This is a genomic window from Chryseobacterium sp. CS3K3.1 (assembly GCF_059515165.1).
This window is the reverse complement of sequence record NZ_JCAKRV010000003.1, coordinates 118,890-144,792: the sequence shown is the minus strand read 5'-3', so window position 1 is coordinate 144,792 and position 25,903 is coordinate 118,890. Positions and strand designations below refer to the sequence as shown.

Genomic DNA, 25,903 nt, shown 5'->3' with positions numbered 1-25,903 from the left:
GTTTACGGATTGGGTATCACGGACATTTTCTGTCTCACCGCTTCATACAAAATCGCTCCACATGCTACAGAAACATTCAGGGATTGGGTTTTTCCTTCAATAGGAAGTTTTATTTTTTCATCCGCATGATGCAATACTTCTTTAGAAATTCCGGTTTCCTCATTTCCCATAACAATAGCACACGGCTCAGTCATATTAACATCATAGATTAACTTCTGAGCTTTTTCACTGGCTGCATATACGGAAATTCCGCTTTGCTGAAGGAAGTCTACCGTGTGGGCAAGATTGTTTTCCTTACATATTTTGATATTATAGATTGCTCCGGCAGAAGTTTTTATCGCATCGGAATTGATAGGAGCGGCTCCTTTTTCAGGAATGATAACTGCATCTATTCCTACGCATTCCGCTGTTCTGCAGATGGCTCCAAAGTTTCTAACATCAGTAAGTCTGTCCAGAATTAAAAGGAAAGGTGTTTTACCCTGCTCGAATAACTGTGGAACAATATCCTCCACTTTATGAAACGGTACGTCCGAAATAAAAGCAACCACACCCTGGTGGTTTTTTCTTGTAAAACGGTTCAGTTTTTCAACCGGAACATAATTGGGACGGATTTTATTTTTCGCTAAAATGGCTTTTAATTCAGCATAAATAGGACCCTGAAGTGCATTCTGCACAAAGATCTTGTCAATCGTTTTTCCCGCTTCAATTGCTTCAATCACGGGACGCAGCCCGAAAATAAAATCGTCTTTCATTGAAAATGTATTATATAGTTATAGAGTGAATGGTCAATCGTGAATTTTACTTTGTAAGTCAATGGGTTGGATGCCTATTCACTTCTGACCATTGACTTGCGTAGCAAGATTCACTATCTCCCTTTCTCTCCTAAAATTGCTCTTTTTTGTGCCATCACATATCCATAGTGAAGGGTTTCGTGCATATTGTTGAAGATGATGGCATCCTGGATGCTTTTCAGATCCATTCCGAAACTTGTGGTGTAAGGAGTGTAGTCTGAGAAGAAATCACTGTCATAATCCTTCATTAAAATCTTTGAAGTTTCGGTAAGTAAAAACTCTAAATCTTCCACTTCTGATTTCTGAACATTTAAGTTGGGTAAAGTCCCTTTCTTATAGGTTTCAATCCAATACTTGTCTATACGGAAAGGATTTCCGCTCAGGTAATAGTGCAGTAGCTGCTGTGTGGCAACAGTATGGGCAATATTCCAGTAAATATTGTTGTTGAAACCATCCGGAATCAGGATCAGATCTTCATGAGATGTGTTCTGAAGGATATCTAAAAGGTTTTTTCTTACCTGTCTGTGTGCTTGAAAATGATAATTCATTTTGCAAAATTTTTAATCACCAAAAATAGTTTAATAAACTGGAAATGACAATTTTTTTGGGTAGAGGATTGAAGTTAAAATTTTTTAACTATTGAAAAAAAGAGTGAATTAAGGTAGTTTTTTAACAAATTCTTATCGAAATCGGAATGTTTTTATATTAAGCTGTGCAGGATGGTTAATATAAAAACCCTCCTGAGGGAAGTTTCAGAGAGGGTTTTATTATTTTGTTTACAAATTTTACTTGAAGTTATTTTTTTATGATTTTGTGTATGAAAGTTGTTCCGTCTTTTAAAACAATATGTAAAAAATAGACTCCTGTGCTGTATGAGGAAAGATCTATTCTGTTCTCTTTATAAGTTTCGGAAAGTTTTCTTCCTTCTATATTGAAAAGACTTATTGAACTGGCCTCTACTTTTGATTTTATATTCACAAAGTCAGATGTAGGGTTGGGGTAAATATTCACATCCACTGTTTTGATCTCTTTTACATTCAATGCTGTATTGCTTTTTCCTTGCATGTAAACTGATAACCTGACTTCTCCCTGTTGTTGATTGAAAACGGCAGTTGGAATTGTGTGTTTCAAGGTGTGATTCCCCGCAGTTAAGCTGGGCAGTGTAAATTCTCTGATAGGAACAGAATTTCCCGGACACCAGTTATTCCAGGAGGTCCAGTCAGCAAAAGTTTTTGGAGTAGAACCGTAGATTCCGTTTCCTTGGGTATTGTATACACGATAGGGCTCACATGAAATTCCTCCGGGAGTATAGGTGAGAACCTGTACATCATCTATATAGGTATAGTTTTGTCTTCTTACATATTCTTCGCCGCCATTGTTGGCCCCATGGGGAGTAGAAATTACAAAAAAGCGGGCATTTGTAACAGGGCTTGGCAGATTAAAAGTAACAATTCTAACCGTTTCTCCGGTAACATCGGTGCTGTTGTAATTATTAAGACTGCTGTAAGTTAGAAGAGGTAAAAGATTATTGCTGTCTGCAGGTGTTGCTCCCGTATCCGTTGAGAAAAAAGTAAGGGTGCCTGAAAACACATCAGTTCTGTTTGCACAGCCTGAAACCTGGGTTTGTGCTGCATAGGGAACTCCGAAAACATCCAGCTCTATGTAAAGATCATACATGCCTCGCAATGCTGTATCATGAAATACACTGTATAAATTGCTGACATCATAAGTATAGGGAACTTCTGAAGGAGTTTTGTTTTTATTCATGAAAGGAGTAATATATCTGCCTATTTCTATTCTTTTGACATTAGTGTCATTGATCGTATAAGTAGCTTGATTTTTAGGAACCATTGATAAAAAGACTTCTCCAAGACGGTCGTAATTGTCACACAATGCAGCTATGGTTACCCGCATCGCAATCTTGGCTTTGAAAGAGTCTAATTCGGAGTCAGTAAGCTTTCTTGTGTATCTTGCGTTAGTCAGCCTGGTTAAACCGGCGGGCGTAGGGTTGGATACTGTAGCTGCATAACCGTCATAATAGACAGCATCTGAAATCACATTGGTCATTGTCGTTTGGGCGAAAACGAGGTTGGTAATCAAAAAACTCGAAAAGAATAGCTTTTTATACATGTTATTGATGTTTAGTGTAAATATATGAAATGTTTATTAAAATTACCTTTAGTTTGTTTTATTTTTATGTTTTTGTCTTTATTTGTTGTTAAATGTTTATTATTTTTAATTCTAATTAATTTTTTGGTTAAATTATTTATCAGTATTGAATTATGTGATGAAATGTTTTTTTTATTGCTATAATTAAAGTATTTATTATTAAATTGGCATTGTATTTTACATAAATGTTATTAATAATGAAAAGAATTTTACTTTTATCTTTGTTTTTTATATTTGAGGTGATGGGTGCACAAATCAATATCAATATTGGAAGTTCAAATGTTGGTGTTGCTCCGGTAAGCAGCTTTTTTTCCTATTCTTATGTACAGCAGATATATCCTAAGCAGGAACTTAACGCCAATGCTGCAGGTAATATTACAGGCCTTACATTTTATGTGGATTCTTCCTCTACCCTTACTGAATCTTCAAACTGGACAGTATATCTTGGACATACGTCAAAAACAAGTTTTGTTTCAGGAACGGACTGGATTCCTGCTGCACAGTTGACGCAGGTATTTACAGGAGCTGTTACCAAAAACAATAATAAGGTTGAAATTGTTTTTACTACACCGTTTGCGTATAATAATACTGATAATCTGGTTATTGCAGCAAAAGAGAATTCTCCGAATATCGATATTAATAATTTTGATGAAGTCTTTCATGTATATCCTCATATCCCTTATTCAACTCTATATTATAAAGGAGATCGTGCAGTAGTGAATATTGCATCTCCTCCTGGAGGAATTAGAGCGGATTATAAATCGTCAGTTACAATTTCTGGTCTTACACCAAGTGCAGCTCCTGCCTGTCCTTTTGTTGTTTATCCAGTAAATAATGCTCAGAACATCTCTTTGTTGCCTAATTTCAACTGGCTTCCGGTTTCAGGTGCTACATCCTACAAAGTTTCATTGGGAACAAGTTCTGGAAGCTCTGATATTATTAATCAGCAAACCGTATCCGGAAATAACTTTACCCCTTCCATGGCGCTTACAGCCGGAACAACTTACTATTTAAAAGTGACATCAGTTTCCGGGAATACAGAATCTTTAGGATGCTCAGAACTTGTTTTTAAAACTATACCTCCAATACCTGTAAATGATGCATGTACTGGAGCATTGCAGGCATCGGTATTTCCATACTCTTATACCCAGAATGATGCAGTGTCTACCACTAATAATGCAGGAAATATAAGCGTATGTACAAGCAATGGAGATACAGGAATGAATGACGGGACATGGTTTAAACTGACTGGTGATGGAAGTCAGTATACGATTAAAGTGACTATGCCTTCTGGCAGCAGCTATGATCCGCAGATAGGAGTATATAGTGGCAGCTGTAGTAATTTATCATGTACCGGGACTGTAGATAGCGGCGGTGGAGGTACCGCAGAAACGCTTACTATTACCACGGTATCGGGAACAAATTATTTTATAAATGTTGGAGCTTATGAAGATAATACTGATGCTCCTGAAAATATATTCACCATTATAATAACCAAGCTTTAAGATTAAATAATCAAGTTTATGATTAAAAAATAAAAATGTTGCAAAAGTAATTTTGTGACATTTTTTTATGGATAATGGGAGGAAACAAGTGAGTGGTTTTATGAAGGGAATTTGAATTTCTTGATTTATTTATACATAAGAAATTCAACGTTATAGCTTTAGATATCTTGTCAATCCCGGATTTTTAACAAACTTTAACTCAAAAATGGCATTTATTATGTTGATTAATGCAAGTATTTATCAGAAATTTACCACTTATTTTAAATCAAGCTATGTCAGAGATATATCAAGCTGAAGATATCCGCCAATTGACGGAAAAAGTAAAAGAAAAAAACTACTTATTTACTCTTCTGAGACAGGAAATCAACAAAGTTATTATTGGACAGGAATACATGGTAGACCGTCTTTTGGTAGGGCTTTTGGGAAATGGACATGTTCTTCTTGAAGGAGTACCGGGACTGGCTAAAACCTTAGCGATAAAAACATTGGCAGATGCTGTTCATGGAGATTTTTCAAGGATTCAGTTTACGCCGGATTTACTTCCTGCAGACGTAGTGGGAACGATGATCTTTAATATCAAAGACAATGATTTCTCTATAAAAAAAGGACCTGTATTTGCGAACTTTGTTCTGGCGGATGAGATCAACCGTGCGCCGGCGAAAGTGCAATCAGCGCTTCTTGAAGTCATGCAGGAAAAGCAGGTGACGATTGGTGATGAAACCATGAAGCTTCCAAAGCCGTTCCTGGTATTGGCAACACAAAACCCGATTGATCAGGAGGGAACTTACCTGCTGCCTGAAGCTCAAAGCGACCGTTTTATGCTGAAGTGTACCATCGATTATCCTGCTTTTGAAGATGAAAGACAGGTGATGAGAATGGTTTCAACATCACACCAGCCAACGGTAAAACCTGTAATCTCCCTTCAGGATATTGTAGATGCAAAAGAGCTGATCAATCAGATTTATCTCGACGAGAAAATTGAAAAATATATCCTGGATATGGTGTTTGCAACACGTTATCCGGAAAATTACGGTCTTTCTGAACTTAAAAATTATATCAGCTTCGGAGCTTCTCCAAGAGCATCCATCAACCTTGCTATTGCTTCAAGAGCCTACGCCTTCTTAAAAGGAAGAGCATTTGTCATTCCGGAAGATGTAAAAGCATTGGCAAAAGATGTATTGAGACACAGAATGGGATTGACCTTTGAAGCAGAAGCGGAAGAGATCACAACTGAGGAAATTATCAATAGAATTTTAGCAAAAATACAGGCACCATAATGAGTGATGTGATCATAAGAAAAGCAGTTCAGCAGGACTGTGCTGCTATGCTGGATTTGATAAAAGAATTGGCAGAATATGAAAAAGCGCTGCATGAAGTAACCGTGACTTTAGAGGATTTTACTCAGGATGGTTTTGGTACTTCTCCTGTTTGGGGAGCTTTTGTAGCGGAACATGAAGGAGAAATAGTTGGAATATCCCTGTATTACGATAGATATTCAACCTGGAAAGGAAGAAGGCTGTATCTTGAAGATCTTGTAGTCACTGAAAAGCTAAGAGGAAAGCAGATTGGAAAAAAATTATTTGATGCAACACTGGAGTATGGTCAAACCAATAATTACAGTGGAATGGTGTTTCAGGTATTAAACTGGAATGAGCCAGCCATCAATTTTTATAAAAAATACAACACAAAGTTTGACAATGAGTGGTCGAACGTATCCATTGAGTTTAATGACTAACCCAAAACCCGGATACCTCACCCAATATTAAACTTTGAATCTTAAACCTTGAATTTTGAATTCGTCTATGCAGATAAAAGATATTGTAAAAAAAGTAAAGCAGATTGAAATCCGTACCAGAAAAAAGACGGAGGCTGCTTTGATGGGGCAATATCACAGCGCTTTTAAAGGGCAGGGGATGACTTTCTCTGAAGTTCGTCCTTACCAGTTTGGAGATGAGATCAGAAGAATCGACTGGAATAAAACCGCACGTTTCCGTGAGCCTTTCGTAAAAGTAATGGAAGAAGAAAGGGAACTGACAATGATGATTCTTGTGGATATTTCCGCTTCCATGGATTATGGAACAAAAGTCCAGCTGAAAAGGGAATATGTAGCCGAAATTGCTGCCAGTTTAGGATTTTCAGCGGCTGGGAATAATGATAAAGTAGGATTGATCCTGTTTGCTGATAAAGTATATAAAGTCATTCCTCCTCAAAAAGGAAGAAAACATATCCTTTCTATTATCAGCAATATTCTCACTGCAGATTATGTTCCTGCAGAATCTAAAATAGACAAGGCAATGGAATATATGATGGGAATTTTTAAAAGAAAATCTCTGGTATTTCTGTTTTCAGATTTTGAGGATGCCTATGATTCCAAAATGCTGAGAGTAGCTTCCAAGAAACATCAGTTGCTGGGAATGAGGATTTATGATGAGAAAGATAATGAGATTCCTGATGTCGGATATGCCCGTTTACTTGACGTAGAAACCGGAAAAGAGATCTGGGCCAATACTTCCAGTGCAAGATGGCGGTATACCTTCGCAGAAGCTCAAAAACAAAAACTCAGAGCGCTGGAAGAAGACTTCGCCAACAGCTCTGCCAGTTTTATGAATATCAATACCGGTTCGGATTATTCAAAATTATTGTATAATTACTTTCAGAAAAAATAACATCGGGCTGAGCCCGTAACTAAAAAACATCAGGCATTTTGCCATATTATTTAACATTGAGAAAAATACTTTTAATATTATCTTTTCTGATCTGTGCAAATGCTTTTTCACAGATATTATCCTCTAACGTAGAAAAGAAAACCCTTGCTTTGGGGGAGATCAATCACCTTACTATAAAGATTGATAACCTTAATGAGCAGCAGGTTACTTCAGCAGCCAAAAATGAGCTGCTCCCTTTTCATTTTGAAGAAACCAAAGACAGTATCGGACAAACGGCTAACACCTATGAGAGAAAGATAGAATTTGCTGTTTTTGAAGAAGGGAAATTTACCATTCCGGAACTGGAATTCAAAGTGGGGGACAGAATACTTAAAACGATTCCTTACGAAATAGATGTTATTAATACAGCTCAAAAAGCAGATCAGATTAATGACATCATGAATAATAAGCAGGTGAAACTTGAACCCAAAGATTACTGGGAGCTTTATAAGTTTTATATCCTTGCTGCATTGGCTGGTATTGCACTGGTTATTGCCATTATTATGTTTGTAAAATGGGGAAGAAAATCGAAGAGTTCTCCTGTAGTGGCAACCAACCAGACCTTAAAAGAGCTCGACTCTCTTAAAAAGAAAAAATATATTGAAGGAGGAAACTTCCGTTCGTTTTATGTGGAACTGATCGATATTTCCAGAACCTTCATTACAAAACAATACCGCCTTCCGGCAGATGTACTTCTTACCGATGATCTGATTGAGGTTATGAAAAAAAATAATACCATCTCGCAGGACAACGAAAAAATAATAGAAGATGTTTTCCTTAGGGGAGACCTGGTGAAATTTGCCAAGACCTTCCCGGATCAGGAAACCATGGAAAGAGATTTTGCCAATATCAGGGATTTTGTGAAAAGATCATCCAAAGATTTAGAATTCGAAAACTTAAGAAAGGATGTTTAATTTTGAGTTTTACAGCCCATGGTTTTTGCTGCTTTTTCTGCTGTTTATTCCACTTTTAATTAAAGATATTGGAAAAAATAAAAGGAAAGGTATAAAAGTTCCTACCGTAAAAAATATGGATCACAGCGGGAGTATCCAGGGTGTGCTTTTTTTGCTGAAAATATCAAAATATATCATTCTTTCTGCGTTGATTATTGCGATGGCAAGACCGAGAACGTTTACCATTTCTCAGGACAGAGATGATACAAAGGGAGTCGATATTATGTTATCCATTGATGTTTCTCTAAGTATGCTGGCGAAGGATCTGAGCCCGGACAGAATTACCGCCCTGAAAGATATTGCCGTAAAATTTGTTCAGAAACGCCCGAATGACAGGATAGGAGTGGTAGCATATGCTGCAGAAGCGTTCACAAAAGTTCCGGTAACCTCAGATCATCAGGTGGTGATTGATGAAATTAAAAATCTGAATTCTGCAGGTCTTGAACCCGGAACGGCTATAGGAGAAGGACTTTCTGTTGCAGTGAATCATTTGATTAAAAGTAAAGCCAAAAGTAAAGTGGTGATCCTGATGACGGATGGGGTAAGCAATATTCAGAATGCAATTCCACCACAGGTTGCTGCCGAACTGGCAAAAAATAATAATATAAAGGTATATTCAATCGGAATTGGAACCAATGGTTATGCGCTGATGCCGACATCGCAGGATATTTTTGGTGATCTTATTTTTACTGAAACAGAGGTGACGATTGATGAAAATACCTTGAGAGAAATAGCCCAGACAACGGGAGGCAGATATTTCAGAGCTACTTCAAACAGCAGCCTGGAAGAAGTATACAATGAAATCAACCAATTGGAAAAATCTGATGTGAAGGTTTCCAAGCTGTACAATTATGAAGAGTATTTTAAAATATTCCTTTGGATTGGGCTTGCTATGTTGGTGCTGGATGCATTGTTGAGATGGGTGTTTTATAAAATTTTAAGCTGATGAGTTGGTCTTTAGGAAATTATTGGTATTTATTTTTACTGTTGCTTCTGCCGCTGTTAGCTTCTTTTTTGATCCGTTTTTTGCAATGGAGAAATAAAAAAAGAGAAATTTTTGCTGCCAGCCAGTTTCACGAGAATTTATTCGAAAAAAGATCAGGATTTACAAAGTTTTTTCCTGCATTATATTTATTGGGAACATTATTTCTGATATTTTCTATCATTGATCTTCTGAACGGTTCTGAAGAAGTGAAAAGTACCCAGAAACTGAACAATGTCATCTTTATGCTGGATGTATCCAATTCTATGAATGCTGAAGATATAGATCCAAGCCGTCTGACAGAGGCTAAAAACCTGATGCTGGCTACCATGAAGAAAATGAATAATGACAAAGTAGGTATAGTGATTTTTGCAGGGAATGCCATGTCTATTATGCCTCTTACAACGGATTATAATTCTGCGGAAACTTATATCAGCGGTATTGAAACCAGCTCTATGCAGATTCAGGGAACAGATTTTCTGAAAGGAATGCAGGCAGCTGCTGAAAAATTTAAAAATGTAAGCAAAGGATCCAGAAAAGTGATTCTGCTGAGTGATGGTGAAGATAATGAAGGAAATGATAATGCTGCCATCAGATTAGCTAATAAAGAAGGAATAAGCATTACTTCTGTAGGAGTGGGCACAGATGAAGGTGCTCCGGTTCCTGAATATGTGTTCGGACAGCTGATGGGGTATAAAACCGATGCCAACGGAGGTACGGTAATTTCAAAAAGGCAGACGGAAGCATTAAAGAAAATGGCGGAATCTACAGACGGAACTTATATTGACGGAAATAATATCAATGAAGCTCCGGACAGAATTGTAGATGCAGTGAACAAAAAATCTGCCGGTGCGGAAACTATGGTAAAATCACAGAATGCCAATCATTATTATCAGTATTTTCTTGCAGTATCTCTTCTGTTTTTCTTTTTAATTTATATTTTTAATCCTAAAAAAGATTTTAATGTGTAGAATTCCTTTATTTATAGAAGAAATTCTACAAGTACTTTAACCGAACTTTAACAAATAAAACTCTGTTTCTTAACATATAAAGGAATAATTTTGCAAGTGATGAATACTAAAATCATATTTTTATCGTTTATTGTTGCCATTTCGTTCTCAGGCCTGATGTTTGGGCAGGAAAGCTATAAGAATTTAGTGTATGAAGGCAATCAGAAATTTGACGGTAAAGATTATGAAGGTGCCTCTTCAAAATATATGGAAGCGATAAGATCCAATGATAAAGATTTTACCGCTCACTATAACATGGGGAATGCATTGTATAAAAGTAAAAAATACGAAGAAGCAAAGGCTGAGTTTGAAAAAGCAGAAAAACTTTCACAGACACTGCCTGATAAAGCAGCTGCTCTTCATAATTTGGGGAATGCTTATATGCAGATGAATCAGCCGGAAAAAGCGGCCGACTATTATAAAAAAGCTTTGAAGCAGGACCCCCACAGCGAGGTAACCAGAAAAAATTATGAGATTGCCAAACTGAAAGAGAAAGAAAAACAACAGCAAAAAAACGAACAAAATAACTCAGGAAAAGGTGGCGGCGGAAATGATCAGAACAAAGGTGATGATCAGAAAGGCGACAAAGACAAAAAACAGGATCAGGGTAACGGCCCGCAAAACGAAGGTAAAAGTGACCAGGGTGACAATCCTAAGCAGAATCAAAATAATGAAGGCAGAATGCCCAAGAATCTTGAAAATGCGATCTTAGATAAAATAAACGAAAAAGAAAAAGAAACCGCCAGAAGAATTTTAAACAAAAATTCTTATTCGATGCCTGAAAGCAACGAGAAAGATTGGTGATGCAGCATAAATTGATTTACATATTGCTAACGCTGGCATCCGTAATTACTTACGGACAGGTAAATCTATCTATGGATGCAGATAAAACCGAATATGCAGGTAAGGATATCATCAACCTGACCATCGTTCTTGAACTTAACGGTAGTGATCTTGTACAGCAGACAGGTTTCCAGCTTCCGGATCTTTCAAAATTTAATATTATAGGAAGCGGCTCTGTTACGAATACCGTGATTGATCCTGCTACCAATACTTTAATTACCCAGAAAGTTTCCAGAATTGCGCTTGAACCAAAGAAAAAGGGAAAAATAAAAATTGGTTCCGTTCTCGTTACCGTCAACAACAGAATTTATAAAACAGAACCTTTTGATGTCAATATCCGTGATATTGTCGACAGAAGATCTCTGGCCACAAATACTTCCAATGATGTTTATCTGAACATGGAAATTGATGATCGGGATGTCTATCAGGATCAGCCTACTGTAGCTGTTCTGAGAGTGTATTCAAGAAATATGGATAACCTGAGAAAGGTGAAAAATATCCACCTTCCGCAGCAGGACAATATCAACGTGCATCCTATTAATTTTAATAAGTCTGAGATAGATCCGTCCGGATATGGAAATATGCCTTCGCAGGTTCTGGCCATGTTTATGGTTTTTCCTAATGAAGCAGGATATGTAGAAGTTCCCGGAGTATCTGCTTCAGTAAGTACCTATTCCAATAAAACAAAAATTGTTTCCAATAAAGTCAGAATCAACGTAAGAAAGCTTCCTGAAGGAGCTCCAGAATGCTTTAAAAATGCTGTTGGAAACTTTAATGTAAATGTATACAATGCTTCCAAAGAAAAACCGGAAGCCAAAAAGCCTCTGAATGTAGTGGTGAAAGTTTCAGGAGAAGGTAATTTACCTGATATGGAACTTCCTAAGATTGCTGCTTCTCCGGATTATGAAGTTTTTGCCCCGAAAATTACCTCAAAAGTTGCTCCGGGAACTTCCGGAATGAAAGGTGAAATCCTGGCTAATTATGTGATTATTCCTAAAAAATCAGGAGTAATTTCAATTAAAACGGAACAATTTGCTTTCTTTGATCCTGAAAGCAAAGAATACGTAGATCTTGGACAGAAAACACTGGATCTGAATGCATTTTCCCACGACCAGATTTTGGAAGCACGTTCTACAGTGGAGAAAGTAAATGAATATACCAATAACCTTTTGGAGACGGTAAATACTCCGGTATTAAAAACCACTTCTTTTAAAGTAAAAGAAAAAAGCAAATTCCACTGGAATATTCTTCTGACCAATATTGCTATTCTGATCAGCTTATTTGTTGCGTATCTGCTATTTAAAAATTGGCAAAAAAAACGTACATTAGTTAGGGAAACTGTACCGTCAAAACCTTTAGGTTCAGTGGCCGAAACGGAAAAGGAGATCAGAGAATTGATGAAAACAGATATCAATGATTATTTTGGATATCTGGAAAACCTTAAAGATAACGGAGAGTATGAAAAGTTCTTTGCAACGTTGGAAGAACTGGATGAGGAAGTAAGAAGCCAGTATTTCCAGGGCTCTACTCCTGAGTTTAAGACTTTTCTTGAAAAACACAAGGGTTCTTCAGTTGCAGATGAATACAGCAGGCTGCAGCAGAAAGTTCAGATGGAAAAATACAATCCTGTGAAATCTGCTGAAGCTTTGGAAGAACTTTTGAAAACTATTGTTAATTTATATTCACAAATTAGCAAATAGTCAGTTTATTTTCATATTTTTGCGAAATTTTTAATTACAAAGAGATGGAAATTTTTGATGGTTTTTCTTTTAAAGAGATTGTTACCAGCTTTATGGTTCTTTTTGCCGTTATCGATATCATCGGCTCAGTTCCTATTATCGTAAGCCTTCAACAGAAGTTCGGACAGATTGAAGCCGGAAAGGCTGCCATTACTGCGGGAGCAATTATGATCGTTTTCCTGTTCGTAGGAAATAAGATTCTGAAGCTTATCGGAGTTGATGTAAATTCCTTTGCCATTGCCGGAGCTTTTGTGATTTTTGTCATAGCCCTGGAAATGATTTTAGGAATTGAAATCAATAAAACCACTGAAGCAAAGGCTGCATCCATTGTACCCATCGCATTTCCGCTGGTTGCAGGAGCTGGAACCCTAACAACCGCACTGTCTCTGCGAGCTGAATTTCATGATATTAATATTATCTGTGGAATCATTCTTAATACAATTTTCGTATATTTGGTGCTGAAATCAGCGAAATGGCTGGAGAAGAAAATTGGGGATGCTACTTTGATGATCCTTCAGAAAGTTTTCGGAATTATCCTTTTGGCAATTTCAATTAAATTATTCACCGCAAATTTTGCTCAACTCGTGCAGAATTATATTAATTTTTAAGAGTCATGAAGAAGTTTTATAAAGTATTTTTAGTACTGTTTATCGTATTCATCGCCATCAATCTTTATGCTATCAACTGGCAAGCGACAGATATCCTTGGAGATGAAGATAACATCAAGTTTGTATTCTCTGCTGGCGCTGCTGCCATAGGCCTTATCCTGCTTTTTGTAATGGATACCTGGAGCAGAATCGGTGTAAAGAAATAAATTGACTATTTCAATATAGATATAGACCTCTTTCTTTTGAAGGAGGTTTTTGTTTTTTCAGGTAGCAGCGATTAGGAATAAGGGATTAGAAATTAGGTGTCTTAAATACAATATTGGTTTTTATATTCAATAGGAACGGGCTTTAGCCCGTTCAAAAGAAGGAAATATATTTCATTGGCTTTAGCCAAAACTTATAATTATCACAATATTCTCGCTTAGGTTTTTATGAATGGTCATAAACTCGTTTTACTCAGTAAAAAAATGCGAGCAAATATATGTGCAAATCTGTGCGATCTGTGGGAGGATCTAAAAATATCAGGAAATAACCAGGTTTTTCAATATCGCTTCAGACTTCAGTTCTGTTTCTCTCCATTCCTTTTCCGGATCACTTTGAGCTGTTATTCCGCCTCCTACAAAAACATGTACCGAGTCTTTATAAAGTCTTGCACAACGCAGATTGACAAAGTACAGAATACTCTCATCCGTTTCAACCTTGATATAGCCTGCATAAAATTCACGGGGAAATTTCTCATATTTACGGATATTTTCGTTACAAAAATCTTTTGGAATACCGCAGACTGCAGGAGTAGGGTGCAGATCTTTGATAATTTTATCAAGATCTTCAGGTTGTATACTCGTTTTAAAATCTGTTCGTAAATGTTTGATATTACCGGAAATATGGTCATAGGTTTCCGATTGTTCTACATGATCAGAATAGTTTTTAAGAATATCCTGAATGTAAGCAGTAACCGGCTTTTGTTCTTCAATCTCTTTTTCAGACCATTCCTCAGACACAGGAAGAGTTCCGGCAAGAGCCATGGTTTCAAATTCGTGAGTCGTTTTATTAAACTTCCCTAATACTTCTGAGAAAGCTCCCATCCATGCATTTTTTCCATCATTAAACAGATATCTGAAAGCATTGGGGTAAGTATCACATACATTTTTGAAGCTCTTTTTATAATCGATGGAACTAAAGTCTTTGAAAATCTTTCTTCTGGAATAAACCAGCTTTGGCAGGTGATTTTCTTTAATCACTTCGATCACTTTCTGTAATGTTTCGCAGTATTCTTCTTTTGTTTCGGCAGAAGATTTTGTAGAATCACTGATCAGGTTTTCGTTGGTAACAGAAATATGGGCTAATTCAACAGCATCAATTTCACGAATTTCTCCGCTGAAGCTGATTTGATCTAGTCCGTTATAAGAAAAAAAGTTGACAGCATTTTTTGTATTATTTTCATCAGCAGACAGGAGCCTCTCGTCAAAAGGAAGTTTGAAATAAATCATGAGTTATGAAAGATTTTGAAAAATCATCATGGAATACATAGAAATTCCCGTTGTGATTTTCCTTTTTACAAAGGTATTACTAGTCTTAAAGATGTCAAAATAAAAAGAGCTTAAATTTAATTTAAGCTCTTTATTTTTTATGTTGCTGCAACTTATCTGTGAATAATATTATTCGTCATTGTAGTATGATTAATCAAAACGCCTTTTTCATCACGGATTTCAATTTCAGAGACATGCATGGTTTTGCCTTTTCTGATAAAACGTGCGGTAGCGGTTACAATACCATCTTTTTTGCTTCTTAAATGATTGGAGTTGATGTTGGTTCCCACTCCATAATATTTTTCACCATCGATAAAGATATTAGACAGGCTTGACCCTAATGTTTCCGCTAAAACGCAGCTGGCTCCTCCATGCATGATGCCAAACGGCTGGTGGGTTCTTGGGAGAACAGGCATTGTGGCTGTAAGGGTTTCATTTTCCAGATCAATATCGATGAATTTGATTTCAAGCGTTTTAGCAAGAGTTACGTCTCCCCAATTATTGATGAATGCTAATATTTCTTCTTTTGTCTGACCTTTCATTTTAATAGTTGATAAATGATGATTAATTTTGCTTCTAGCTTCTAGCTTCTAGCTTCTAGCTTCTAGCTTCTAGCTTCCAGCTCGGTTCCCATAATATTGGGATTCCAGTTGGCCGGAACTTTTGGAACAATGTCATTTTTTACATAATAGTCCTGGATTTCCTGCATGATTTCTGAAAAAGGTACTGAGGCTATTCTTTCATAAGGAATGGTGTAACCCAGGTACACAATTTTTCTTTTAAAATCCCCTGCTGCCAGAACGATAGGAACTTTTGCTGCCAAAGCCATGTGATAGAATCCTTTTCTCCATTTCGGTACCCAGCTTCTGGTTCCTTCCGGAGTAATAACAAGACTGAAATCTTCCTTTGAAAACTGGTTGGCCACGAAATTCACAAGGTCGTTTTTCTGGCTTCTGTCGATTCCTATACCTCCAAGTCCTTTTACGATACTTCCATACCAGGCTTTGGTGTGCGCATCTTTGATGATAATTTTTAAAGGTTTTTCCAAGGACCAGTAGGCGAAATTTCCTAAAATGTACTCCATATTATGGGTATGTGGTGCAACCACAAGGATACACCTGTTCAGGTTGTTGACATCGCCCTGCAGGACGACCTTCCAACCTAATAATTTTAACATTGCTTTGCCTAATAGCTTTTTCATAGATTTCCCGGATTAAAAACAAAAAAGTATAACCAAACTTTGGTTATACTTTACAAATATATTGAAATATTATCGCTCTTAAAACAAACCGCTAATTAAATCTACGATTTTCATTACGAATTCCATTGCAAATTGTATCATGATAAGGCTGCGTTTTTGATTGGTTGGTTATTAAATTTTAGCTTTACGAAATTAAAACTTTTTTTTCACATAAGAAACTAAATGGAGCTTTATTTTCACTTTTCTGAGAGAAGAAGGGTGTGAATTTCAAACGGTTGCCATCCACCCACACCTTCTACCACTCTCTGAAGTTAATTATTTAGTTTGTATGGAAATTTCGTTTTTTCCGTCTTTGATTTTGATGTCCATATCTTTATTTGATTTTTTAATATTGGACACTGCAGAATCAATTACTTTCTTTGCCTGATTGTTCGGAACTTTTTTACCGTTTACAATGATGCTGTCTTTGTCGTCAGAGTTGTACTCAATGCTGGAACCGTTTACCGTGATTTTATTTTTTTCGATTCTGATACCGTTGCTGTCTTCATCACTGTCCTGATCATTATCATTGATTCCGTCTCCGTCTAAGTCTCCATCCATGTTGATACGGTCTTTTTTCATCGATATAACCACCATTTTCTGAGGAACTACAAGTTCATAATCAAGGCTGTAATCTCTGAATCTGTGCTCATATGGATACTTGATGTAGTTCGGAAGTAATACTTTATTGTTTACCACTTCTACAGGAACTGTAAGCTGGATAGGGAAGTTATACCCTTTTCCTTCTTTTTTGATGATCAGATACGGTGTTTTGATGTCCGGTTTTCTGGTTACATCTACAGAAATATAATCTTCTTCATACACTGATTTTTTATCAGAATAAATATCATTGTTATACGCTTTGAAGCTCTGAGGGATGTTGATCTGTTTTACATCCACATAAACAGTATCTGAAGTAGTATTGATGGCAACATTTTCTACATCTTCCTTACTTCCTCTATAGATCATATCTTTCTTGGCCATGCTGATACCGAAGTAAGTTCCAAGTCCGATCAGAAGAAGGAATAAACCTCCTACAACCCATCCGATATTTCTCAGTTTTGTTTTCGGAGAGAATATTTTGATGCTTAACAAGCTGAAAAGGATTGCCGGAATTAAACTTCCGATCACCATCATCGCAGCCAGTACTTTATCCAATCCCTGATCATCCATATAGAATCTGATCTCATTAGCTCCCGGGAAGTCTGTGTCCATTGCGAAAAGGGCAAATAATACAAACACTCCGATAATGCTGCTTACAGCCATCAATACGAAGAATCCTCCTACAATATACTTAAATACATTCCAGATTCCGCTTCCTGCATTGTTGATGTACGGTTTGTTTTCGTTATAGATTTCTCCGACCCTCTGAGTAGATTCATTGGCAAACTGTACCAATTTATTAGACTCATTCTTAAGATTGTCGAAGTTCATAGGCTTTCCCTGCATTTTCAGGAAATCTGCTGCTGTTTCAGCTTTTGGAAGTACGATCCAAAGGATTACATATAGAAGACCTATTAATGAAGAAGAAATGGCTGCTGTAAAAATTCCTAATACGAAGATTCCCAGCCAGATTGCTCTCATGGTAGTAATATCCATTCCTACGTACTGAGCTAAGCCTGCGCAGACTCCGGCAACTTTTTGTTTTTCCGGATCACGGAACAGCTGCTTTTTATCGGTATAATGAGTTCCTGAATTATAGTTTCTGGCAGATGTTTTTTCAGAATAATACGCTTCTTCCTGCTCTTCGATTTTTTCAGGGCTTCCGATCTGTGCGATTACCCTTTCTACATCGGTATCGTTGATCACTTCACGTTTTCCTAAAGAATCTTTGAAAATTTCCACCATTCTTATTTCTATGTCATGCATTACTTCATCAGCCTCAGAAGCATCCAGAGAGCTTCTCAGTGCGTTCAGGTAATCGCTGAGCTTTATATATGCGTGTTCTTCTATGGTAAAAGAAAAACCTGCGAGTCCTATTGAGAGTGTCTTGTTCATAGCTTTGTTTTTTAATTTTGTTGGGTGATTTGGTTTACTGAGGCTGTCAGTTCATTCCATGTATTGAGAAGTTCATCCAGGAAAAGTTTTCCTTTTTCTGTGATCTGATAATATTTTCTGGGTGGTCCTCCGGTAGATTCTTCCCATCTGTAAGAGAGAAATTCTCCGTTTTTAAGTCTTGTAAGAAGAGGGTAGAGGGTCCCTTCCACTACATCCAGTTTTCCTTTTTTCAGTTCATCAATAAGATCAGAAACATACATTTCTCGGTTATTGATGAGACTTAGAATACAGAATTCCAGAATTCCTTTTCGCATTTGCGCTTTGGTATTTTCGGTATTCATCTTTGATAAGTTTTGTTAATTAGTTATATTTTTAGAAAAATGCCCCTAGCTAGCTGAGCCTATTCTAATTTTACATTACAAAGATATGTAAATAAAATGGTATTATGCAATACAAAGTAGTGAAATTTTTAAAATAAATAATTTAAAACACTGTAAATCAATACGATAATTTTAATCATCAATTTTGAGTCAAACGGATTTTAGAAGAAATGTCTGAGAATTTTTAAATTTTTACATAGAATTTTGAAAATTGGAGAGAAAAAATGATCTTTTATCACTTATCACTCATGTTCTAGCCCCGATAGCAGCGGTTACCCCACAGCAGCCACGGCTTTAGGCAGGCGCGAGGAGTATGAGCGGATAGCGGGAGAAAGCTTCTTATCTGTGAATACTGTTTTATAGGAAGGGAAATTCTGACAGATAATGAGACATGGATTTTGAGATCGGTATTATGATTCGTATTTTTGTTAGAAATAAAAAAACATCCAAATCATTCCTATTACCATGACTATTTTAAATAAGTACAGGCACTTATCAGTATTTCTTTTGGGGCCGCTCTGTTTCGGGCAGTATCAGTTTGAAATTAAAAATGTATCAAAGAACTATGATGCAGTCATTCAGACCGAAAACTGTTACGATGACCGATGTGGAGGAAAAGGAACGGTGGAACTGTTTGACCATAAAAACAGCAAAGTACAGACTTTTGTTTCTGATGATCTTGTTGTATATGCGGAACAAGGCCAAAAACCGGTTCGCGGGAAATTGATTCCGCTTTCAAAGGATCAGCGTAGTGTAATTGTAGATGATTTTAATTTTGACGGTACCGAAGATGTAGCAATAAGAAACGGAAATATGGGAAATTACAGTTCGGCTTCTTATGATGTTTATGTATTCAATGCTACAAAAATGGCATTTGTAAAAAGTGAAGAACTTACAGACCTTGGCTCAAACGGTTTTGATTTTTTTGAAACAGATGCTAAACGGAAGCGTCTTATTTCCTACGGTAAGTCCGGTTGTTGCAGGATTTTTACAACAGAATATGCCGTTATTCCGAACAAAGGACTGGATAGAGTGCTGGAAAAAGAGGAAGATATGACCAATGAGGATCAGGTAAAGGTCATAACGAAAGAAAAGATCAATAATAAATGGATTACCAGAACAAAGGTATATCCGGCAGATCAATATAACAGAAATAAAAAGTAAGATGAAAATTCAGAAAGAGATAGATTTTATTCTGGCAGTAGATGCGCTTAAAAATGTACAACGAAGAAATTATAATGCAGACGATTCCCGGAGAGAGAATACGGCTGAACATTCCTGGCAGATCATTATTCTTGCCCAGATCCTTTATCCATATGCTAAAAACCGGGCTGATATTGATTTGTTAAGGGTGATAAGAATGCTTTCCATTCATGATCTTGTGGAAATAGAAGCCGGAGACACTTTTATTTTTGATGAAAAAGCTATGGTCGGAAAGTTTGAAAGAGAGAAAGCTTCAGCCCAAAAGATCTTTGGAATTCTGGATGAGCCTTTACGTACAGAATTTTTTAACCTGTGGCTGGAGTTTGAAGAAGAGAAAACTCCGGATGCTATTTTTGCTTGTGGAATCGATAGAATTATGCCGTTTATTTTAAATTCCCATACTACAGGAAAGAGCTGGACAGAAGCCGGAGTGACGGAAAGACAGATCCGGAATATGCTTGAAAATGCAATCAGCAGAGCATCGGACGAAATGGGAGAGGCTTTTGAGCTTTTACTGAACAGAAGTCTGGAAACAGAAAAGGTATTGAAATAATGTCAATGAAAATATTTAAAGCTTCGGGCGGCCAAAGGCAGCCCGAAGCTTTATTATTTATAGTATCTGGATTGGTTTCTTGAATTCGTCGATGGCTACAAAAGTAAAATCACCTACAATAGCTTTTTCTCTTTCATAGGAGTACATCTGCTCCGTGTAAATTTCAACATTCACCTTCATACTGGTTTTTCCCACGTAGGAAACTTTCCCTATCAGTTCCACAATAGTTCCGGCAGGAATAGGTTTTTTGAAATCGATTTTATCACTGCTCACGGTTACCACTCTTTTTCTGGCAAAACGGGTTGCGGTGATAAAAGCTACTTCATCCATCAGCTGCATCGCAGTACCTCCAAAAAGGGTATCGTAATGATTGGTTGTGTTAGGGAAAACCGCTTTAAAGATTCTGGTTTCGGATGCTTCAATTCTTTCTTCTGTAGTCATATATCATTATTAATTAAAGCGAAATGAAAGGATACTAAAACAACAGAATAATGACAGGAACTTATAGAACTCCTGAAACAATCCATCAGATCAATACAACTTCAAATCGCGAAAGTTACATGTTTAAGAAAAAGGCAGGTCTCCTGACTTGTAACATCATTTATCTCCTTCCCATGCCTCGCACAGTGGATCTTTGATAAAGACTTCAGTTACTTTACAGTTGCGCGACAGTCCGTGATTTTCACACGGTTCCCTTTTAATCTGCAGTGATGCAGAACCAATTTCTGTGATGAATAAGCGTAAAACTTTTCGAATGCAAAAATAATGAATTTATTCCGGATTATGATAAATAATCTGGCTGATTACTCTTCCCTTCTTAATTGTCCAGAGTGTTGTATATCTGTTTTCTCCTGAACCATTGATCATATAAAGGAAAATATTATCATTGTCGAGAGAAGTTACCCCGATGTTCTCAAAATCCATGGTAGGCTGGAACATGTTTTTGATGGCTTCCCTTACAAAAACAGAACCTCTTCCGGGCTGCTGCACTCTGATGGATTTGATTTCGGTCATTCCTTCAGGAAGATCATTTCCAATTCCCCATGGTTTTACTTTATCAATCGTAAGAATTTTTCCATCTGCATCTTTTTCCTTTTTGCGGTATCCTGCATTAGACGGATAAATATCAATCACCACTTTGCTTCTTTGGGCAGTAGGAATCTTAGGATCAGAATTGTCTGTGAAAATAAGGGATCTTCCGTTTTTGGATCTGGATGGAGTATAGGCGGGAAGCTGGTCTACATAGGCAATACGTCCTTTATTCACCATTCCTTCTTTATCAAGAGTTTCATAACGCACAAAAGGTTTGTCGTCATCCTGTTTCTCGGGATATTTAATCCATATCCATTCCGTTTCTCCGGGAGCTGGCTTTACATAAACGAATACATCGCCTTTACGCATACGGATCTTGTCTACAATTTTTCGATAATCGTCTTTATGTACGCGTACGTTGGCATATCCTTCTTCAGCTTTTACCACTCCAAAAGGAACTTTAGTCTGCCCTTTTACAAAAGCAATAGATAAAATACTGAATGCGGATAAATAGAATGCTTTATTTATGAAAGTCATCATGAAAATTTTTTGATCCCTCAAATATATAAATTAAATGCTTTTCGGAAGATAATTATACCGTTGCAGTTCTTTTAAATCTTGTATTTGTTTCAGATAGCCTTCACACAGAAGAAATATTTGGTGTGAAATATCAAGAACTTCCTGATAATTATGATCAGAAATAATGAATCCCTTATACGCAGACTGTTCAATGATTGCAGCTTTCAATGCTGCAGAAATTTTCGGAGAAAGGCTATGGAAAGGTTCGTCCAGTAAAACAAAATCAGCTTCAGAATAAATGATCATTAAAGCTTCAATGACTCTCTGCTCACCTCTGGAAAGATTTTTAGGTTTTTCTGACAAAAAAGGACGGATCAGATCTGAAGTCAATAACAGATCTGTATTTTTCTTATTGCAAAAAAGAGGAATTAAGGTTTTAATGGTATTGTACTTCGGTAAGAAAATATCCTGTGGCAGGTAAGCAATTCTGTTTTTTCTGTCGGAAATACTTTTCAGAACTTTGTCATTGTATCTTATAAACTGGGTATCACTACTGACAGTCCCAAAAATAATTTTTAATAATGTTGATTTTCCAGCACCATTTCTGCCCAGAATTCCAATAATCTTTCCGGTTTCACATCCTAAATAAATATCCCGCAGGATATTATTATCTTTAAAAGACTTGGTTATGCTGTCAATATGAAGCTTACTCATAAAATTCCTGTTATTATTTTGACAATCACACAGACAGATACTGTGAATCCCCAAAGGAAACTTCTGGAAAACCCTAAATTGGCATAAAAGTAATATTCGCTTTTAAACCTGAGTTCATATATAAAATAATGAAGGACAGGAGATATTAAAAGAAAACTCAATCCAAAGTTCTCAATATTGAAAGAGGATAAACAAGAAGCTAATAAAGAAAATATCAAGGTGGGAATTATTATTTTTTTATAAAAAATCCAGAGAGTAGAAATACTTTTGAACATATATTAAAGTATAGGGTTTTTGTGTGTTTTACGCTTTATTGTCAAAAATATTTAAAAATACAATGTTATATGGAGAAAGTATAAGCTATATTCGAAAAAACACCCTATTTTTCAAGAAAATTTTAAAACTAATAAACATGACCAAAAAACTACTTTTTGTATTCTCTTTTATGTTGGGAATATCCAGCTTTCAGGCAACCCACAAAATAGATGAAGAATCCCAATCTTTATTTTTCTGTGATACCAATGCTCCAACAGGGCTTCACATGTCGGATATAACGCTTACAACGGGAACAGTTACCTGGACTGCAGATCCCAATACACCCAATAACAGGATCAGATATAGAATACCGGGAACTACTACATGGATGGCAGCGGATGTTGCCCCAGGACAAAACTTTTTCACAATTACAGGTTTGCAACCTTGTACAACGTATGAAGTACAGGTAGTGAAAGTGTGTACGACACAGGGATTATGGTCTAATCCTATATTTTTTACCACTACCATTAATTATTGTGCAAGTGCTTCTACAGATACCACGATGATGCATATTTCCAATGTGACCGTAAATTCTACAGGAGTTAACACACCAATGGTAAGTGACTCCGGACCTTCCAATTATACAGATTACAGAAGTGATCTGAGTCGTAGAGTTAAATTTTTTATAGGAAGTACAGGAAATAAGCTTTCAGTAACCAATACCTGGATGGGGACACCTGGGATAACAACAGTAACGGCGTGGATTGATCTTAATGCCAACGGAATTTTTGAATCCAACGAAAGAGTGATGGTAGCCAATAATGTTACTCAGGCTGTTCCGGCTGTATCTGTGTTTACGATTCCAAGTTTGGCAGCAGTGACACTATGTGGCGTTACCATGAGGGTTATTTCCAGTCAAACAATACCTTTAGATGCCTGCAGTACATTTACCTATGGGGAAGTTGAAGATTATGGAGTAGATTTAATCAATCTCACCCTCGGAGTGGAAGACTCAGGAAGGTCTGTAAAAACTGAAATTTATCCTAATCCCACATCTGATATTTTAAATATCTCCGGAATTTCAGAAGCCGCCGATTATGAAATTTATAATATAGCAGGACAGAAAATTGACGAAGGAAAAATTTCAAAACACCTGGTAAACCTTAACCATTTATCAAAAGGAGTTTATTTTATCCAGCTGAAAGATAAAGAAAAGGTAACCCGATTAAAATTTATTAAGAATGACTAGTCCTAAATAATCGTTACAGATTAATAATATAAAAATACTAATATTTATGATATAGTTGTTGGATTATTCCGACAACTATATTTTAATTATGGTGACATTACCTTTAAGGTTATCAAAATCGTTGTCAGATGTTACTAGTATCCAGTTGTTTATTATACACTGTTGGTAGTAGTAAGAATCATTAAAATCAATTTCAAATGAATCAAAAATATTTACTAACTCTATTGAATTAAAATTATCTGGATATTTCAATACTATATCTAACTCAAAAATTCCATTCAGAAATGTCTTGACTTCTTCTAAGGTATCTTTAAAATCCTGAGAGACTTTATATTCTCTTTTATAGTTAGCTAAAGGATTTTGAGTTGACTTTTTCCATTGTTCAAACCTAAATCTTAAGTAAGTATTTGAGAACTCACTTAAAATAAGACTGGTTATAGCTATTTGGGAATTGCAAGAAAATAAACTCTTTAAAAAATTACTTGCTTTCTTTTGTTGATTTTCATTTGTGTTGATTAAGGGAGCAAATAAAGAAACCCAAATATTGTTATCAAAGAAATAGGTTTTATTTGATGTAAACTGATAGTCTCCTACAGGAATAATTTGATTTGGCATATTAGAAAGCAGTATTTGCAGAATCTTCAAATCCTTTTTTATCCAAAAAATATTCTTGAGCTCTTTGTACAACTTTTCTAAAAAGTATTCTATCCTCAGGAGCCACATTAACTAATTTTAAATAGTCATTTAAAAAATCACTTTGATAAGTTTCATATAATCTACCTATTGCTGAATTTAAAAAAGCAGTTATCATAATTGTTACTCCTTTAAAGTCTAATTCCACAATAGATCTTTCTTTAAGTGCAGAATTAATATTATCAAAAACTTTGTTTCCATCATCAGCAGAAACAGCTAGTTCAGAATTAATTATATCCTTTACTAATAAATGCATTATGTTTGTTTTATTTTTCATGTAAATATAACTTATTCTATATACAAAAATATATTATTTTAAAATATGTTTTCAAAATCATCTTCTTCAATTAAACTATAATGGTTTGTATCATTCAAATTAAATGCAATATTAACCATTGTCCCATCAAAAGAATAATTTAGTTTCCGAGTATCAGTTTTTTTATTTGCAAACTCATAAAATCCATCAGAAGAAATAACTTGTATCTTACCTTTATTCTTTTCTATAAATTCAAAGATAACAGCCAGACCTAATCCACCAGGATTACTTCCTGTTTTTGTTGTGTTTCCCATTTGCATAGCCCAAACAATTGCTTCTTTCGCTTCAATATTTTTTCCTAGAAACGTTGAAACATTTTCTTTAATGTTTATCCCCTTATCAACAATTGTAAAATGTAAAGGTCTGTTTGTTTTATTTGGAAAAAATTGTCCACATGTGTGTATGTGTTCACATAAACCATGTGTTCTTGCATTTTCATATAACTCAAATATATTTTCGGTAATTTTTTTTCCTAACATTTCACTGTGTGAAGGAAAATCATTCTTTTTTAATAATTGTTCTTGAATATATTTGTAAAACTCCTTATCTGAATAGGGGCTAAATTTTTTATAAATTAATGTAGTATCATAATTGTCATAAGCTTTTTCATAACCATATGGAATCAAAAATTCATTTTTTCTTAAGATATTTAATACCCTACTTGTGATATTTATTAAAACTATTTTATTATTATTATCTTCTAAATATTCAAAAATTGCACCAAAAATTGCACATAAATTTGCTTCAAAAAATCTAACATTCTGAAAATCAAAAGTTATTATTGTTCCTTCACAGTTCTTTAGGGCTTCCATCAGTGAAGCAAGATAATTATAACCATCAAATTCACTTTTAATAGTATTTGGGAGTGTAATAGTCATCACATAATTTATATCCAAAACTATTAAAATTTTCTTAAT

Annotated in this window: 28 protein-coding genes and 1 riboswitch; of the genes, 14 read left to right on the top strand and 14 right to left on the bottom strand. The window is 35.9% G+C overall.

The annotated features are described in order from the left end of the window. Positions 1–2: 2 nt before the first annotated feature. From rlmB to AC5YGI_RS04625, 3 genes are all read right to left on the bottom strand, one after another. Positions 3–752, bottom strand: a complete 750-nt coding sequence (gene rlmB, locus AC5YGI_RS04635) for a 23S rRNA (guanosine(2251)-2'-O)-methyltransferase RlmB (protein WP_062674398.1) — start codon at positions 750–752, stop codon at positions 3–5. 113 nt (positions 753–865) lie between these two features. Continuing rightward, positions 866–1,339 (bottom strand): DinB family protein, encoded by a 474-nt coding sequence (locus AC5YGI_RS04630; RefSeq protein WP_110010139.1) that lies wholly within the window; start codon positions 1,337–1,339, stop codon positions 866–868. A 247-nt stretch (positions 1,340–1,586) separates the two neighbouring features. Beyond that, positions 1,587–2,921, bottom strand: coding sequence for a peptide-N-glycosidase F-related protein (locus AC5YGI_RS04625; RefSeq protein ID WP_496167641.1), 1,335 nt, complete (start codon positions 2,919–2,921; stop codon positions 1,587–1,589). Between the two features lie 236 nt (positions 2,922–3,157). Between AC5YGI_RS04625 and AC5YGI_RS04620 the strand changes: the two genes are divergently transcribed. The 11 genes from AC5YGI_RS04620 to AC5YGI_RS04570 all read left to right on the top strand — a co-directional run bounded on the left by AC5YGI_RS04620 (position 3,158) and on the right by AC5YGI_RS04570 (position 13,511). Continuing rightward, positions 3,158–4,465, top strand: a complete 1,308-nt coding sequence (locus tag AC5YGI_RS04620) for a hypothetical protein (RefSeq protein WP_330747254.1) — start codon at positions 3,158–3,160, stop codon at positions 4,463–4,465. Between the two features lie 272 nt (positions 4,466–4,737). Further along, the gene (locus AC5YGI_RS04615) at positions 4,738–5,742 is read left to right on the top strand and encodes an AAA family ATPase (RefSeq protein WP_202838932.1); all 1,005 of its coding nucleotides are present in this window, start codon (positions 4,738–4,740) and stop codon (positions 5,740–5,742) included. Next, entirely contained in the window at positions 5,742–6,200 is a 459-nt protein-coding gene (locus AC5YGI_RS04610; RefSeq protein WP_496167640.1) for a GNAT family N-acetyltransferase, read from the top strand. Before AC5YGI_RS04615 ends, AC5YGI_RS04610 begins: the two co-directional genes overlap by 1 nt. Positions 6,201–6,267: 67 nt before the next feature. Further along, complete coding sequence (locus AC5YGI_RS04605; protein WP_076597442.1) at positions 6,268–7,131, top strand: DUF58 domain-containing protein; 864 nt, start codon at positions 6,268–6,270, stop codon at positions 7,129–7,131. Between the two features lie 56 nt (positions 7,132–7,187). Continuing rightward, positions 7,188–8,084 carry a BatD family protein gene (locus AC5YGI_RS04600; RefSeq protein ID WP_227942933.1) on the top strand — a complete coding sequence of 299 codons (897 nt, stop codon included), beginning with the start codon at positions 7,188–7,190 and terminating at the stop codon, positions 8,082–8,084. Next, complete coding sequence (locus tag AC5YGI_RS04595; protein WP_330747253.1) at positions 8,077–9,069, top strand: VWA domain-containing protein; 993 nt, start codon at positions 8,077–8,079, stop codon at positions 9,067–9,069. Before AC5YGI_RS04600 ends, AC5YGI_RS04595 begins: the two co-directional genes overlap by 8 nt. After that, positions 9,069–10,076 (top strand): vWA domain-containing protein, encoded by a 1,008-nt coding sequence (locus tag AC5YGI_RS04590; protein WP_488838956.1) that lies wholly within the window; start codon positions 9,069–9,071, stop codon positions 10,074–10,076. The genes AC5YGI_RS04595 and AC5YGI_RS04590 overlap by 1 nt, the downstream gene beginning before the upstream one ends. A gap of 99 nt (positions 10,077–10,175) precedes the next feature. Continuing rightward, positions 10,176–10,919 carry a tetratricopeptide repeat protein gene (locus AC5YGI_RS04585; RefSeq protein WP_496167636.1) on the top strand — a complete coding sequence of 248 codons (744 nt, stop codon included), beginning with the start codon at positions 10,176–10,178 and terminating at the stop codon, positions 10,917–10,919. Further along, positions 10,919–12,658, top strand: a complete 1,740-nt coding sequence (locus AC5YGI_RS04580) for a BatD family protein (protein WP_496167634.1) — start codon at positions 10,919–10,921, stop codon at positions 12,656–12,658. Before AC5YGI_RS04585 ends, AC5YGI_RS04580 begins: the two co-directional genes overlap by 1 nt. Before the next feature lie 44 nt (positions 12,659–12,702). Beyond that, positions 12,703–13,305, top strand: coding sequence for a MarC family protein (locus AC5YGI_RS04575; RefSeq protein WP_062674416.1), 603 nt, complete (start codon positions 12,703–12,705; stop codon positions 13,303–13,305). Between the two features lie 5 nt (positions 13,306–13,310). Further along, on the top strand, positions 13,311–13,511 hold the full coding sequence (locus AC5YGI_RS04570) for a hypothetical protein (RefSeq protein ID WP_110010130.1): 201 nt from the start codon (positions 13,311–13,313) through the stop codon (positions 13,509–13,511). A gap of 315 nt (positions 13,512–13,826) precedes the next feature. On the opposite strand, the gene AC5YGI_RS04565 is transcribed toward AC5YGI_RS04570, so the two are convergent. From AC5YGI_RS04565 to AC5YGI_RS04545, 5 genes are all read right to left on the bottom strand, one after another. Next, positions 13,827–14,795: a chorismate-binding protein gene (locus AC5YGI_RS04565; protein WP_496167633.1), complete on the bottom strand. Its 969-nt coding sequence runs from the start codon at positions 14,793–14,795 to the stop codon at positions 13,827–13,829. 152 nt (positions 14,796–14,947) lie between these two features. Continuing rightward, positions 14,948–15,376, bottom strand: coding sequence for a PaaI family thioesterase (locus AC5YGI_RS04560; RefSeq protein WP_002977570.1), 429 nt, complete (start codon positions 15,374–15,376; stop codon positions 14,948–14,950). A 62-nt stretch (positions 15,377–15,438) separates the two neighbouring features. Further along, positions 15,439–16,035: a 1-acyl-sn-glycerol-3-phosphate acyltransferase gene (locus AC5YGI_RS04555; RefSeq protein ID WP_110010128.1), complete on the bottom strand. Its 597-nt coding sequence runs from the start codon at positions 16,033–16,035 to the stop codon at positions 15,439–15,441. A 315-nt stretch (positions 16,036–16,350) separates the two neighbouring features. Beyond that, positions 16,351–18,072, bottom strand: coding sequence for a PspC domain-containing protein (locus AC5YGI_RS04550; RefSeq protein ID WP_496167632.1), 1,722 nt, complete (start codon positions 18,070–18,072; stop codon positions 16,351–16,353). Positions 18,073–18,083: 11 nt separating this feature from the next. Next, entirely contained in the window at positions 18,084–18,413 is a 330-nt protein-coding gene (locus AC5YGI_RS04545; RefSeq protein ID WP_002977573.1) for a PadR family transcriptional regulator, read from the bottom strand. Between the two features lie 504 nt (positions 18,414–18,917). Between AC5YGI_RS04545 and AC5YGI_RS04540 the strand changes: the two genes are divergently transcribed. Together AC5YGI_RS04540 and AC5YGI_RS04535 are read left to right on the top strand one after the other, a co-directional pair. After that, positions 18,918–19,616: an XAC2610-related protein gene (locus AC5YGI_RS04540; protein WP_496167631.1), complete on the top strand. Its 699-nt coding sequence runs from the start codon at positions 18,918–18,920 to the stop codon at positions 19,614–19,616. 1 nt (position 19,617) lies between these two features. After that, entirely contained in the window at positions 19,618–20,208 is a 591-nt protein-coding gene (locus tag AC5YGI_RS04535; protein WP_137905730.1) for an HD domain-containing protein, read from the top strand. 57 nt (positions 20,209–20,265) lie between these two features. On the opposite strand, the gene AC5YGI_RS04530 is transcribed toward AC5YGI_RS04535, so the two are convergent. From AC5YGI_RS04530 to AC5YGI_RS04520, 3 genes are all read right to left on the bottom strand, one after another. Beyond that, entirely contained in the window at positions 20,266–20,649 is a 384-nt protein-coding gene (locus AC5YGI_RS04530; RefSeq protein ID WP_002977578.1) for an acyl-CoA thioesterase, read from the bottom strand. 116 nt (positions 20,650–20,765) lie between these two features. Beyond that, positions 20,766–20,946, bottom strand: a riboswitch (cobalamin riboswitch). Positions 20,947–20,979: 33 nt separating this feature from the next. Continuing rightward, entirely contained in the window at positions 20,980–21,780 is an 801-nt protein-coding gene (locus AC5YGI_RS04525; RefSeq protein WP_110010123.1) for a hypothetical protein, read from the bottom strand. Between the two features lie 30 nt (positions 21,781–21,810). Continuing rightward, entirely contained in the window at positions 21,811–22,473 is a 663-nt protein-coding gene (locus AC5YGI_RS04520) for an ATP-binding cassette domain-containing protein (protein ID WP_496167628.1), read from the bottom strand. A 412-nt stretch (positions 22,474–22,885) separates the two neighbouring features. Between AC5YGI_RS04520 and AC5YGI_RS04515 the strand changes: the two genes are divergently transcribed. Next, positions 22,886–23,977 carry a GEVED domain-containing protein gene (locus tag AC5YGI_RS04515; protein WP_496167626.1) on the top strand — a complete coding sequence of 364 codons (1,092 nt, stop codon included), beginning with the start codon at positions 22,886–22,888 and terminating at the stop codon, positions 23,975–23,977. Positions 23,978–24,052: 75 nt separating this feature from the next. On the opposite strand, the gene AC5YGI_RS04510 is transcribed toward AC5YGI_RS04515, so the two are convergent. The 3 genes from AC5YGI_RS04510 to AC5YGI_RS04500 are packed head-to-tail and all read right to left on the bottom strand — an operon-like array spanning position 24,053 to position 25,864. Then, a complete protein-coding gene (locus tag AC5YGI_RS04510) occupies positions 24,053–24,592 on the bottom strand; it encodes a type II toxin-antitoxin system VapC family toxin (RefSeq protein ID WP_496167625.1) in 540 nt (179 codons plus the stop codon). A 1-nt stretch (position 24,593) separates the two neighbouring features. After that, positions 24,594–24,947, bottom strand: coding sequence for an STAS-like domain-containing protein (locus tag AC5YGI_RS04505; protein WP_496167624.1), 354 nt, complete (start codon positions 24,945–24,947; stop codon positions 24,594–24,596). Positions 24,948–24,985: 38 nt separating this feature from the next. Then, positions 24,986–25,864, bottom strand: coding sequence for a hypothetical protein (locus tag AC5YGI_RS04500; protein WP_496167623.1), 879 nt, complete (start codon positions 25,862–25,864; stop codon positions 24,986–24,988). Positions 25,865–25,903: the final 39 nt, after the last annotated feature.